Origin of the sequence: Tenacibaculum jejuense, from assembly GCF_900198195.1 — a bacterium.
Lineage (GTDB): Bacteria > Bacteroidota > Bacteroidia > Flavobacteriales > Flavobacteriaceae > Polaribacter > Polaribacter jejuensis.
This window is the reverse complement of record NZ_LT899436.1, coordinates 1470963-1484081: the sequence shown is the minus strand read 5'-3', so window position 1 is coordinate 1484081 and position 13119 is coordinate 1470963. Positions and strand designations below refer to the sequence as shown.

The 13119-nt window shown below is 30.5% G+C and carries 11 protein-coding genes; all 11 read right to left on the bottom strand.

Annotation, left to right across the window (positions count from 1 at the left end; all coding sequences use genetic code 11):
* Positions 1-69 precede the first annotated feature (69 nt).
* The 11 genes from AQ1685_RS06740 to AQ1685_RS06690 all read right to left on the bottom strand — a co-directional run bounded on the left by AQ1685_RS06740 (position 70) and on the right by AQ1685_RS06690 (position 12939).
* Positions 70-1779 carry a hypothetical protein gene (locus AQ1685_RS06740; protein ID WP_095070622.1) on the bottom strand — a complete coding sequence of 570 codons (1710 nt, stop codon included), beginning with the start codon at positions 1777-1779 and terminating at the stop codon, positions 70-72.
* A gap of 88 nt (positions 1780-1867) precedes the next feature.
* The gene (locus AQ1685_RS06735) at positions 1868-2392 is read right to left on the bottom strand and encodes a hypothetical protein (protein WP_095070620.1); all 525 of its coding nucleotides are present in this window, start codon (positions 2390-2392) and stop codon (positions 1868-1870) included.
* 83 nt (positions 2393-2475) lie between these two features.
* Positions 2476-3837 carry a hypothetical protein gene (locus AQ1685_RS06730; RefSeq protein WP_095070618.1) on the bottom strand — a complete coding sequence of 454 codons (1362 nt, stop codon included), beginning with the start codon at positions 3835-3837 and terminating at the stop codon, positions 2476-2478.
* A 27-nt stretch (positions 3838-3864) separates the two neighbouring features.
* Positions 3865-5100 carry a DUF6638 family protein gene (locus AQ1685_RS06725; protein WP_095070616.1) on the bottom strand — a complete coding sequence of 412 codons (1236 nt, stop codon included), beginning with the start codon at positions 5098-5100 and terminating at the stop codon, positions 3865-3867.
* The gene (locus AQ1685_RS06720) at positions 5093-5563 is read right to left on the bottom strand and encodes an RDD family protein (RefSeq protein WP_095070614.1); all 471 of its coding nucleotides are present in this window, start codon (positions 5561-5563) and stop codon (positions 5093-5095) included. Before AQ1685_RS06720 ends, AQ1685_RS06725 begins: the two co-directional genes overlap by 8 nt.
* Positions 5564-5572: 9 nt before the next feature.
* Positions 5573-6169 carry an NUDIX domain-containing protein gene (locus AQ1685_RS06715; RefSeq protein ID WP_095070612.1) on the bottom strand — a complete coding sequence of 199 codons (597 nt, stop codon included), beginning with the start codon at positions 6167-6169 and terminating at the stop codon, positions 5573-5575.
* A gap of 173 nt (positions 6170-6342) precedes the next feature.
* Complete coding sequence (locus tag AQ1685_RS06710) at positions 6343-8304, bottom strand: AAA family ATPase (RefSeq protein ID WP_095070610.1); 1962 nt, start codon at positions 8302-8304, stop codon at positions 6343-6345.
* Positions 8305-8310: 6 nt separating this feature from the next.
* On the bottom strand, positions 8311-8583 hold the full coding sequence (locus tag AQ1685_RS06705; RefSeq protein WP_095070608.1) for a hypothetical protein: 273 nt from the start codon (positions 8581-8583) through the stop codon (positions 8311-8313).
* Positions 8584-8611: 28 nt separating this feature from the next.
* Positions 8612-9658 (bottom strand): hypothetical protein, encoded by a 1047-nt coding sequence (locus tag AQ1685_RS06700; protein ID WP_095070606.1) that lies wholly within the window; start codon positions 9656-9658, stop codon positions 8612-8614.
* 78 nt (positions 9659-9736) lie between these two features.
* The gene (locus AQ1685_RS06695; protein WP_095070604.1) at positions 9737-11077 is read right to left on the bottom strand and encodes a microtubule-binding protein; all 1341 of its coding nucleotides are present in this window, start codon (positions 11075-11077) and stop codon (positions 9737-9739) included.
* Between the two features lie 233 nt (positions 11078-11310).
* On the bottom strand, positions 11311-12939 hold the full coding sequence (locus AQ1685_RS06690) for an isocitrate lyase (protein WP_095075018.1): 1629 nt from the start codon (positions 12937-12939) through the stop codon (positions 11311-11313).
* Positions 12940-13119: the final 180 nt, after the last annotated feature.

Here is a 13119-nt window from a genome sequence, read left to right as displayed (position 1 = left end):
TATGGTTTTTTATTTTGCCAAACTCTTTCAATCACAAGTATTGAAAATTTTTAAGTCTTTATTTTGTTATTACTCTGTTTTAGGTTCTTTTCCTAAAGCTTTTATAGAATCAATTTGTTGTTGTAATTTTTGTATCTGTAGTTTATTTTCAAGTTCATTCAGTTTTGTACTCATTGAATCTAACACAACAGATTTTTCTTTTTCAAAAAGTTTAGAATTAATCTTGAAATAATCGTTAGATGTTTCACTTTCTTTCCAAGCTTCTCCCAATTGTTCAAAAACATTTTCATCCCATTTGCTTGGATGCTTAGCATCTATCCAAACGACATCTCTATATTCACTATCAATTAACGCTAAATCTGGAGTTGCAGAACCATCGAAATTACTAGATTCGTCTCGAATTGCTGAAATAGTTCCTAAGAAAAACATACGTTTTCTTCCAGCAATATTTTTAATGTACGGTCTAAACTCTACGGGTTTATTTACAGACCAATCAAATTCTTTTCTCGATTCAATTACTTTTAAAGGCATTGCTGAAACTCCTGCATAACCTTGTTTTTTTGCCGCATGATCATAATAATATAATTTATCTGTTCCATCGGCAGGAATAAATACACTAAAACTTAAACTCGTTCGCTCATCTCCAACAGGTTCTAAACCAAACCAATGATATAATCCACTGTAGGCATCTAAACTAGTATCGGAAAAATCAAAATCTGTTACAAAAGGCTGCTGATTTTGATCATCTGCTAAATCTGGAATTTTAACTGCTGTTTTCATATTCCATGGTAAAGGATCGCTAAATCCACCCAAGAATTTTAAAGATTCTGCTTGTAAACGAGAAACTTTCTCTGCTAAAGTATTTTGACGTGTTAAAAATGGATATTTCTTCATGTCTTTTGGAGCGACAAAAGTTCCTTTACCGAAGAAAATACGTTCTACATAATCATTAAAATCGTGTGCTCCATTTTCAATAATCATCACTCCACCAAAAGTTGGATAAGGAAAAAAGAATCCTCTCCATCTTATTAAACTTACTACTTGAACCCAAGCTCCTTTATCGTTTTTCATATAATAGGTATCACTAGGTTCCATCGTAAATAACTGAAAAATATTGAAGCGCTGTACTACAGCATTGTATGTATTTCTACTAAATTTTAAAGATTCACCAATTGAAAAAGTAACCGGAATTCTATTTTCACTAGAAAACCTAGGAAAAGGTGTTGTACTAGATACGGCAAAAACTTCTTCTGTATTATCTGTCATTCCTTGCCAAGCGTATTTTTCTGTAGGCTGAATTGCCATTGTCCATTTATTTACAGAATCTATACGAACTAAATGTGGTAATGACACGTCTTTTGTTTCTCCTACCGACTCATTTGCCATAGAAAAAATATTCATTAAAGGCTGTATACGTTCGTTCTGAGTTAACGGTAACTCACTGATTTCATACTTATTTAAATCGTTAAATACATTATATGTTTTAATATAATCGTACATTTTGTATTGCCATCCAACGAAATATAATATTCCAAAAAACACAATCATTCCGAATAAAGAAACTATTCTACCTCCAGCTCCGGCTGTTCTTCGGAATTTTCTGATTCCTAAAAATAGTACGGTAAATGATAATAGAATTATAAAAATATATTTCCTAAGAAAAAGTAAAGCTGGCTGAAAATCGTCTCTTAATATAAATAAGGCCAATAAAATCACTAAAGTCCAAAATATGACAACGAACTTTTGTTTGCTTCCTTTATTCCAATATCTTTTGATCATTTTGTTAGATGTATTTGATTTTGATTTCGATTGAACTCGATTTCAAATGATGTTATTCTTAATTAAGTTTTGAACTCAAATGGTTAAACTATAAATATCCTTTGTCTTTTAAACGCTCTCTAGCACTCTTTTTTTCTTCTTTAGGTGTTTCTTCTTTTTTAACCTCTTCTTTAATTCCTTCTTTGGTATCTGACTTTAAATCTTCAATAAAATCTTTTCCTTTTTCTATGGTATTTTGAACTAAATCTTCTAGTGAATCTGAATGTTCATCAATTACTTCAGCAGATTTAAAAACTCCACCTGCAACATAAGTTCCTATTAAAGTACCTACGATCATAGAAGCAAAAGCAGAAATTGTGGCAATATCTATAGGGATTAAAAAGCGTACGATTAAAATACCAATGATAAAAAGTACTGCAACAAATACTAAACGTAATAAAAAAGGTTGACCATAAACAAATCCTTTTGTTTCTGTTGCTTTCATTTGTAATTCTTTTGAATTCATCAACTTGTTAAAAAATCGATAAATCCCATTTCCCTTAGATTCTTTCCAATACCATACAATTCCGAATAAAATCGCTGCTACAAAAAGTATAATTTCTAGTGTTAACATATGCTGTTGCAAGTTTAGCGTTTGAAATAAGTAAGTTATTATTTAAAAAACTCTTATCATCAAACTTAGTTAATTATTTGTTTTTATGATGCAATGCTTCCTTGTAATTGAAACATTCCGGTTAATTTCATTCCTACATGTAATTCAGAGAATCGCATATTTTCTTTTGCCACGTACATATCAATAGTAAAAAAGTCTTTCACATCTTGATTTGTAATTAACCTAACATTCAATAAATAGCCTTTACTACTTTTATCGTTTAAAAGATAACTCTCTTTAAAACTCTCTAATTCTCCTATAAAATCGAAACATCCATAGTTTGGTAGATCATTACTAGGCATGTACATCGTAAAATCTTTGCTATATTTTACTTCACTGTTTGAAGTATCGCCATTATGAATATCTAAGACGAATACAATTCCACTTAAATTAACATTGATCTTTTTTTGAGTTAAATATATTGCTCTGTTTTCTGCATAATCTGTCGCGAAATACCATAATCCAAAAGTATCTCTACCTCTTCCTGAAACTATAGCTTCAAGATTATCTATATTTTCCCATTCAACAATTTCTTTTGTTTCAAAGTTTAATTGATATGCTGTTTTTACTACTGGTAAAATCGTTTTAAGTTCACCTTGATGGGTTATAGCTTTAAAATTAACATCATCAAATTCTACTTCAGATATTGATAAATTATCTCTTTTTAATTTAGGTTCTTTGGTTAATGCAAAAGCGAAATATTCATGTAATATTTTACTGCCCTCTTCTGTTCTATATGTTTCAAAACCAAAAACACCTCCCCATGTATTACTTAAACTTAATGTATTTGCTTTTTTAACAATTATTCCTGATTCATTTTCAAAACTTGGCGCTGTAATTTCTATTCTATCTTCAAAATAATTTTTGCCTTCGAGTAGATTCGTCTTCAAAATATCATTATTCTGACTTGTTGTAAACTCCGCAAATTCTCCATAATTAATTTTATCCTTATCAAAAACATAAGGTAAGCCAATTTTACCTTTTTGATGATTATTAAAGTTGTATGTGATAGAAATTGCTTTTAACTCTTCGTCTGTATTTGCAATTGCATGATTGTTATCGTTGTTAAATTGAGAATGATAAAAAATGGTATACGAAACTATTTTGTTTTGTTTTAACAACTGTTCAAAACGTTCTTCCATTTTTAGTATTGCCATATCAGCAGACAATACATAAGAATTATCATCTCCAACAGTATATAAGAAACCTACAATTTCTCCATCATTATTTTCATAAGCAGATATGGGCGCATAGTTTCCTTGAAGTTGCATATTCATAAATAACTTGATATGCTCGCTATACTTTTGCATTGAAAGAAAAAAATCACTTTTTCCAACGTTATTTTCTTTTGATTCTTTTTTCGATGAATCGTTTTTTTTATTGCTTAAAAAATCAAATAATCCCATACCAATTTTGCTTTTTCTTTTTTTGAATTAAATATTATTTTTAATCGTTTGAATAACCCAATCTTTCATTGAGTCACTCCAATTTTTATAACGTTTATAAAACTCTTCTTTATCGTACCAATACAAGAATAAAACATCTTTTGGAGAAATACTTACCAATAATTTCCAAATTAAATCTTGTTCGCTTGGTTTTAATGATGAATGTGGACTATGTAATGCTACACGTACTTCTTCATCTATAATATCTTCAACTTTTACAAAAGTTCCTGAACTCTTCTTTTCTAAATATCGATCGACACTCATTACTTTTTTTCTAGCGCTAATATCAATCTTATTCAAATAGCTCTTAAACAACATTGGATCTTCTAAAATATCCTTCATTTCATGAGTTGTATTTTCTAAATGTTTTGAAAGTAAAAACTTTTTTACACGTTCATGTCTTCTTTTTGTGATTTCTGAATTTAAGTCAAATTCTATAATTAAATGTGACTGTAGTTTTTCTATCAATTGATCATGACCAATATGGTACATTAATACATCATGACTTGTATCTTTTATCGCTTCTTTGTAAGCATCTATATCTTGGAACACTAAAATTGGAGATAGGAAACTTTTAATTACGAAAATCCCTCCGAATGCTTCGGTAAAAAATGAATCTACATTAAATGTGATGTCCTTAATATCTATGACTCTTTCTCTTAAATCACCATACGTATTTGCAGATTCTAATAATTTTTGATGAATTTCTTCATCGACAAAATTATTATCTCTTTTAAATAATTCTATCAGCTCTAATTGTTCTTTTTGTGCTTGATCTAAATTATCTACCAAACGAAAACGTACAATTATGTCTTTGTATTTCAATACATCTAAAGGTTCATAAAACACATCTATTCTTTGATCGAAATCAACACAAATAGCAGAATCTCTAGTTATATTTTCTATATTCGTTTGATGCGTTTTAAATACTTGTTTCATTAATTCTCTATCGAAAGAATGAAATGGATTGTACACTGGTAATCCTTTTTGAAGTGGAGTAATGATAATACAATGCGGATTCGCTTCTCCATTATTTAAATAATGAATTTCCCCTTTTTCTTCTGCAACTTCGGGACTCCATCCAATTCCATCGATAAAAAAAGATGTTAACTTAGTTTCAGTAAAACCTAATTTTACCAAACACTTATTGTAACGTTCTACTAGTTTACCACTAATAGGAATTAATTCTCCTTTATATAAATCTGCTTCTTTTAGTTTATCCATTGTATTTACTCTGTATTACCGAAGTATCTGCCAAAATATCCCCTAATCTATTATTTCTTTTATCAAAAATAGCAACTACTATTCCCAGAAGAAAAATTAAATCAACAAAACCTAATAAAAAACGTACAAAAGCTCTTCCTATATGCATTGATTTATCTTTATTCGCTATTACTTTTATATCTAATAATCTTTTCCCAATGGTTTGTCCATATAAACCTTCACTAACAGGCCATAAAAAAACACCTATACCTAAAAACAAAAGTATAAATACACCACTTAAGTTTAAAGATAATATAACAGTACTATGATCTGTACCAGACAATAAACCAATAGCTTTACCTATCATGAAAAAAAACAAAAAATCTAAAATAAAAGCAAAAACTCGAGTATGAATCTCTGCTATTTTAGGTTCTTTATATAAGTTTTCAAACTTATCAAAGGCGCTTTCGTTCATAACTTTCATACATTAACCTTATACTTTTAGTAACTTATGTATTTGAGCATATTGTACCATCATAATTGTTCTTGCGTCTTTTATTTCTTTTTCTTCAATCATTTGTAACACTTTTTGAAAAGAAAGTTCTAACACTTCAATTTCTTCATCTTCTTCCTCTACTCCACCTCCCGAATCTACTTTCATATCTTCTGTATATTCTGCCACATACATGTAAGATTTTTCAGTTGTAGCGCCTGGAGAAATATGTGTTTCAAAAACTCTTTTTACTTTTTTAATTTCGTAACCAACCTCTTCCTTTACCTCTCTAATTACGCAATCGTCTGGGTTTTCATTATCATCAATAGATCCTGCACAAACTTCAATAGACATTCCTTCTTCAGAAGAATTTTCATTGTAAATGGCCATACGAAACTGCCTCGTTAAGATAACAGTTCCTTTTTCTCTGTTAAACAATAAAATACATGTTCCGCTTCCTCGATCGTAAGTTTCTCTGGAGAGGTTTTTCCATTTTCCATCTTTAAATAAAAAATCGAAGTTAACTTTATAAAGTGTTCCCCATTCATTAGACAAAATACTTCGTGTGATATTTTTGAGTCTATTTTTAATTGTCATTATAGTTTTTCTCTTTTTAAGTAAAAAATATATGATTTACTTTATTCTTTATCCATTTATAAACTTGTAATACTATTTTGAATATTCCATAGATAAAAAATTCTAAAATAATTTCAATTACAATAACTCTGAAGAAACCAATGACAAACTCTGATATAAAAGTCATTTAGTTCTTATCGTTTTTCAAACTGTGCTCTTGCCTCTAATTCAATATTCATTTGATTTACTCGAGCATCTACTTTTCTCTTGAAATCAGTATCTGCAATAGTTGCCACATTATCTAAATAACGTACCACTTCTTGACGTCTAATTTCAGAGAAATCTAATCCTTTCATATTCTCTTTCATCAGTTCTTTTAGCATATTGAATTTCGTCTCGTAATCTTTCTTAAAATAAATCTCAGGATTATCGAACCAATCTTGCTCTAGATCGAAATCGGTTAAACGTAATGAAATTGCAGATTGAATATTTCTCACATCTCTTGAAGAGAAAAACGGAAACGCTTTTTGCATTTCTTTATATAAACTTGCGAAGAACATATGCTCGTTAGTTTTAAATTGTTTTTCTACACGATCGTAAACTTCATGAACACGAGCTTCTGTAGGTTTTTCTATGCTATTTAAAACATCTCCCATCGTTTTTACAAATCCTTGATCTGCTAAATAGTTATAACCAGAAGGTCCTGCCATATTTACAAATTCTGGCATTGTTTTCTCAAACTTTCTCCACCAAATATGGTCTTGATCTAAAAAGTCATTTTCTGTTCTTGCACCATCAATTTTAAACCTTCCTTGTACACGAGAAATCACAGCTTTATCTAGCATTTCTGGTAGATTCGTAAATAACCCAATCGAACTATTCCCATAATTAACCGCGTAAGCTCCTTCTGTGTAACGTAAGAAAACACCTATAACTTCTTTTACACCAGCAGAAACACCTTGTGCAGTTCGCTCTTGTAAATTATTTTCCGCATCATCAATTGGTGCAAAAATTAATTTCGTTGGGTCTTGCATTGGTTTCATCCATTCTACCATTTTTTCTGCTGATCCTCCTTGAAAAGTAGAGATTAATGTATCTGGCATTGGATGAAATAAGAACGGAATCTCTAAATTATCTGAATGCTCTTTTAATCGCGTAGCAATTGCAGCAATTAACATACTTTTTCCGGTACCCGGAATTCCGTATCCCATAAATACAGGCATAAAGCCACCCAATTCTTGGAATGGATTCTTCTGAGCATCAAAATCGTAACTTAACATACGTTCTGTTAAACGACGAGCAAAATGTTTTGCATCTTTATTTCCTACGATTTGCTCGAACTGAATTTTATTAAACTCAACACTCTTTGCTGTTCCGCTAAATGTATTTTCCCATCCTGAAACAGCAAAGTCAGAATTTTCTAATTTGTAAGTTCTGTCTGTAATTGTCTCAGTATATTCTAAACTGCTTTTTCTTAAATTAATTTCATCAATTAAAGCTTCAAAATACACTACAGTGAAATCTATTACATCTTTATCTGACTTAATGATATCTGGATGTGATAAATATTTTTCATAATAAAACAGACAACATGAAATTCCTTTTAATGGTGTTAAAAAAGACACCTCTGGAATTCCAGCAAATTTCTGCTTCATCACAGACAAATCATCTGAAGCATGTTCTTTTAAGTCGTGCAGTATTTTATATGATGTAGCAAATAACTGAAAAGCTGTAGCAGTTTGCATTTTACTTTCAAACTCTCTTCTTCCATTTGCATCTAATGCAGATTTTCTTTCAGATAAACTTGATAAACCTGACGCATCTGTAAAACTATCTTTAATCCAAATTCCTAAAGTTAATCCTTCTTGAACTGCAAATAAAGTTTGATTTAAATACACAGGAATAGCAATTGAATCTGGTAATAACCTTTTCTTTAATGCTAATATAGTTTTAGAAACAGATGTAATTTCTGAACTTCCACTTCCTCCTTTTGCCTTCGATAAAAACAATAAAATTGATTCATCTTTAGCATCTTTATCTTTATTTTTTGCTCGTTGACTTTGTTCCCATTGAATACTTTTTAAATATCCACTTGCTTCATCGCGAAGCACATCTAATTCATTTTGTTTTATAGGGAAAGTTGAGTTGTGTTCCATTTTTCTTTAGTTGATTATTTTATTTTCTTTTTCTCTAGAATTTAATTCTTTCTTTATTTCCTTTATATTTTTGAAATCTTTGTAAATCATTGAAATGTATAGCATACTAATTACAAACAAGGGTAAAAACACATCTCCTTTTAAATAGAAATAGACATAACCAAAACCTATATAAGAGATTATTAAAAGACCTAATTGAATTTTATAAGTCATTTTTCTATTTTTCAAAAGAGAACCTAATTCTTCAGTCAGTTTATCTGTAAGATTTTTTTTATTCATTTTTAAATCTTTTTCAAGTAGAATATAATTACATACTTATTTTTAAATCTGAAGTTTGAATCGGCTCTTTTGCCAACTTGTTTAATACCTCAGGAGTTTTACTATGTAATAATTGAATGATTCTGTGCGGTGCAAAGACGTATTTTCTACGATCAACTTCATTCCATTTTTGATAGGTTTGTTTTGAGAAAAAACCGCCTTCAGTAAATGTACTACCAGAAAAAACCTCATCAGTTTTAAATGATAAAGCATACGATTCTAATGGAATTTGTTTTTTAGCAATTCCTTCTAATATTGCATGTGTTATCTTATTTTCATCTTTAGCAAACACATTGTGAAGCGGACCTAAATCTAATCGTTTGATATATTTCGGGTGAATATCACCAAGTTTTCTATCGATATTATGCGCCATAGTATCTAAGGCCATTTTTCTATCGGCAGTTTCTTTTAATACTTTATATAAAGGTTCTTTAAAATCATTTGACCTTTTTCCTTCATAATCAAAATACATAAAGCAGATGTAAGGTCTGTTATCAGACACATCATAAAAACTCCAACTCGTAATATATTTTGCAGGGCTATTTTCTGGTGCATTAATCACTTTTCCTTGTACAAATTTTTTGAAAATGTACTTAGGATTTACAGAGTTATAATACACAATTGAAGCTGCTTGAAACAATCTTCTTCTCTTAATAGGCTCTTTCTTACGTAATAGTGTATCTAAAAATTCCTCCTTAATATCATCTACATTTTCAAGCTTACTTATATATTCGTTTCTTAAATCTAAATCATTGTAGAGATATCTGAATTCTAAATAATTGGGAAAACCAGACTCTGTAAGATCTATTTTCATATTCTCTTCTTCATCATACATATATTTAATACGCATGGCTTCTATGGAATACAAGAATAAATCTGAATATTGTTTAAATATGGTTAATTCTTGATGACTACATAAATTCTGCTTTTGAATGTTCACTAAAAGTTCTTTCAGAACAAAGTCTAACATTTTATGGTAAAACACATATTGTTCTTTTGAATCTAATGTAGCAGAATCTAAAGGAGTTACAATCATATTCTATATTGTATTACTAAAAATCTTATAAATATTTTGGATAAAAAAAGCGGTAAAAGATTACCGCTTTAATATTTGTTACGATAATAAATCGTCATCACTTGTTTCTGGCTCTGGATCATTTGAAGGCTCATCTCCTCCAGTTGGAGCAGTTCCGTCAGCTTTATAATAATCTTCAAACAATTCTTTCATATCAATTCCGTAACGATCTGCAAAGTTCTTTTGAATCTCAGAATCTTTCTCTCTAATTTCTTGTAATGCTTCTGCATAAGAACTATATACACCTTGCATTACTTTTTCGTGTACTGGAATATTATCCATCATTTCTTGACGAGCTTTAGCACTTGCTGTGTGCATAGCCGCTAAAGTTTCACCAATATGCTCATCTGTTTTAACACCTAAATGTTCTAAAATAGCAGCAAACTCTTGATCTGTTCTAGCTTTTAAAGCTACGATATAACCATCGTAATATTTTAAACGCTCTTCAGTATCTGATTTTAATTTTGCTCTATGTGTTTGTAAATTACTACGTAAAGATGTTAATACTTTAATTGTTAAGTTATGCTTGTGCACAAAACTATCTTTACTCGCTGCTAAAGTGGTGTAAGCACTTTTTAAACCTTCTAATTCTTCTACTTTTTGCTCTAAAGATGTTACTTTACCAATAGCCTCTGAATATTCAGTTGACTGCTTATCTGCAATCTCTTCTAATTCTTGACGCGCTTGTTTTAATAAAGCATACTGCTCTTCTAACTGAGCTTCAACTTCTTTTTTCTTCTCTAAAGCTTTCGTATGATTTTTTGAAGCTTCTACAATAGCTGTTTGTAATTTCTCTTCAACCTCTTTGATTTCAATTTCACGGTTCTTTAAACGTGTTACAGCTGCTTGAGATTTATATGATAATTCACCTAATAAAGTTTGAACATCTGCACTTTCAATACGCTCTTGAAACTTAGCTTTGGCTTTATTATCTGCACTACTACGTGTTTTTTCAGCTTGTTTTAATTCTTCTTCAGCCTTTTGAATTTTACTTTTTCTTCCCCAGAGGTTATTCCACCAAGTATCTGGTTTATTTTGAGCATCCTCTAATTCAATTTTTGCTCTCTCTAATGCCTTTTGAGCATCGTCGATAATTTTTTGTTCTTCTGCGTTTAATGAAGAAAATTTTTCAAAAATAATACCTACTTCGTCTTGATAGTCTGTTAAATCCTTAATTGCATCTAATAAAGTAGTTCTATCTTTTTCCGCCATATTTACAACATCATCTAATGTTGCATTTAATATTTTTTGACGTGTTTGCGGATCGTCTTCTTGAGCAAGCTTAGACTTCATACTATCTATAGCTTTCCCCCAGTTCACATCTACTTTTTCAGTTCTCTCGCTAGAATTTGTTTCTAGTAAATCAAAATCATCAGACATTTCGTGTAAGTTTTTTTAGTTGTACAATTTTTAAAGTTAGCAATTTCGTTAAAAAAAATTATTTCAAGAAATAATTATTCAACAATTATAAGTATCGTTTTTACTTAAAATGTTACAATAATTCTATAAAAAAAGAAAAGCTACCTAAAAAATTAAGTAGCTTTTCACTTCAAACTAGAAATTTATGTAAACAAACAACTCTCTAAAACTCAAAAAAAGTTTCAGCGTTAATTTTAAATATTTACTGAAGTTTCTTCTAAAACTGCTTCAGTACTTTTCACTTCAAATTGATTTGATGTATTCTTCTCTCCTCCTGCTTTTAACGCATTATCTCCTGAGAAGAATGTTTTATGATCGTCACCTAAATCAGAACCTGCCATTCTTTGGTGCTTCACACAAGAAACTCCTTTTCTAATTTCTTGTCTTTGTACACCTTTCACATAAGCTAACATTCCTTCTTCACCGAAGTAACCTTCAGTTAAATCATTCATATGTAAAGCAGTTGTATGATATGTTGGTAACGTAATTAAGTGATGGAAGATTCCAGCTTCTTTAGAACCATCTTGTTGGAAAGTTCTAATTTTCTCATCTGCTCGATTAGATAACTCAGTTCCATCATAAGCCACATCCATTAAATTAGCTCTATCGTATGCAGATACATCTTCTCCAGCTTCTACCATTGCATCATAAACTTGCGTACGGAAGTTTAATGTCCAGTTAAATGAAGGTGAATTGTTATATACTAATTTTGCATTTGGAATTACTTCTCTAACTCTATTTACCATTGCAGCAATCTGACCTACGTGTGGCGTTGGAGTTTCAATCCATAATAAATCTGCTCCATTTTGTAAACTTGTAATACAATCTAAAACTACTCTATCAATATTTGTTCCTTCTCTGAACTTATATAATCCGTTCGCTAATCTTACAGGACGAACTAATTTTCCATCTCTTTTTAATAATACTTCGTTGTTAGAAACCTCATCGATAGAAACTTCTTCACACTCTACGAAATCTAAATATTGAGAAGCTAAATCTCCTGGCTCTTGACTTACTGGTAATTTTTGAGTTAAGCCAGCTCCTTCAGAGTCTGTTCTCGCTACGATAACTCCATCTTCAACACCTAATTCTAGAAACGCGTAACGAACTGCATTTAATTTTGCCACGAAATCTTCGTGTGGTACAGTTACTTTTCCATCTTGGTGACCACATTGTTTTGCGTCAGAAACTTGGTTTTCGATCTGAATAGCACATGCACCAGCCTGAATCATTTTTTTAGCTAATAAATAAGTAGCTTCTTCGTTTCCGAAACCAGCATCAATATCAGCAATAATTGGCACTACATGAGTTTCAAAATTATCGATTTGATCTTGTACATCTTCTCCAGCCTCTAACCTTCTGAATAAATCATTTAATTCTATAGCATCTGCCTGACGTAAGAAATCATAAATCTCTTCGATTAATCCTGGCACAGCTGTTTTTTCATGCATTGATTGATCAGGTAACGGTCCGAATTCAGAACGTAACGCAGCTACCATCCAACCAGATAAGTATAAATATCTTTTACTAGTAGTTTTGTAATGTTTCTTTACTGAAATCATTTTTTGCTGAGCTACAAATCCATGCCAGCATCCTAATGATTGTGTGTAATTAGCAGGATCAGCATCATAAGCATCCATATCTTCTCTCATGATAGAAGCGGTGTACTTAGCAATATCTAAACCAGTTTTAAAACGATTTTGAGTTGCCATTCTTGCTGCATTTTCAGGACTAATAGCACTCCATGAATTCCCGAATTTTTCCTTTAAAGTTCTTACAGTTTCTAAAGTTGAACTATAACTTCCTTGTGCTAAATTTTTCATAATATTGTATTTCGCTATTGAGTTATTTAATTTATTAATGACTCGCCCTTTAAATGTTGCCGCATTTTTAGGGCTTTTTTTATTCAATGGATTGAAACCCATTGATATTATTGTATCATTACGAGACATTAATTAATCTTCTTGTTAAGAAATTACAGATTACTTTTTTCGTTTTAATAA

What these genes read in the sequence shown, in the direction of transcription:
- AQ1685_RS06740 (WP_095070622.1), bottom strand. Translation starts at nt 1,779, where the DNA reads ATGATCAAAAGATATTGGAATAAAGGAAGCAAACAAAAGTTCGTTGTC.
- AQ1685_RS06735 (WP_095070620.1), bottom strand. Translation starts at nt 2,392, where the DNA reads ATGTTAACACTAGAAATTATACTTTTTGTAGCAGCGATTTTATTCGGA.
- AQ1685_RS06730 (WP_095070618.1), bottom strand. Translation starts at nt 3,837, where the DNA reads ATGGGATTATTTGATTTTTTAAGCAATAAAAAAAACGATTCATCGAAA.
- AQ1685_RS06725 (WP_095070616.1), bottom strand. Translation starts at nt 5,100, where the DNA reads ATGGATAAACTAAAAGAAGCAGATTTATATAAAGGAGAATTAATTCCT.
- AQ1685_RS06720 (WP_095070614.1), bottom strand. Translation starts at nt 5,563, where the DNA reads ATGAAAGTTATGAACGAAAGCGCCTTTGATAAGTTTGAAAACTTATAT.
- AQ1685_RS06715 (WP_095070612.1), bottom strand. Translation starts at nt 6,169, where the DNA reads ATGACAATTAAAAATAGACTCAAAAATATCACACGAAGTATTTTGTCT.
- AQ1685_RS06710 (WP_095070610.1), bottom strand. Translation starts at nt 8,304, where the DNA reads ATGGAACACAACTCAACTTTCCCTATAAAACAAAATGAATTAGATGTG.
- AQ1685_RS06705 (WP_095070608.1), bottom strand. Translation starts at nt 8,583, where the DNA reads ATGAATAAAAAAAATCTTACAGATAAACTGACTGAAGAATTAGGTTCT.
- AQ1685_RS06700 (WP_095070606.1), bottom strand. Translation starts at nt 9,658, where the DNA reads ATGATTGTAACTCCTTTAGATTCTGCTACATTAGATTCAAAAGAACAA.
- AQ1685_RS06695 (WP_095070604.1), bottom strand. Translation starts at nt 11,077, where the DNA reads ATGTCTGATGATTTTGATTTACTAGAAACAAATTCTAGCGAGAGAACT.
- AQ1685_RS06690 (WP_095075018.1), bottom strand. Translation starts at nt 12,939, where the DNA reads ATGAAAAATTTAGCACAAGGAAGTTATAGTTCAACTTTAGAAACTGTA.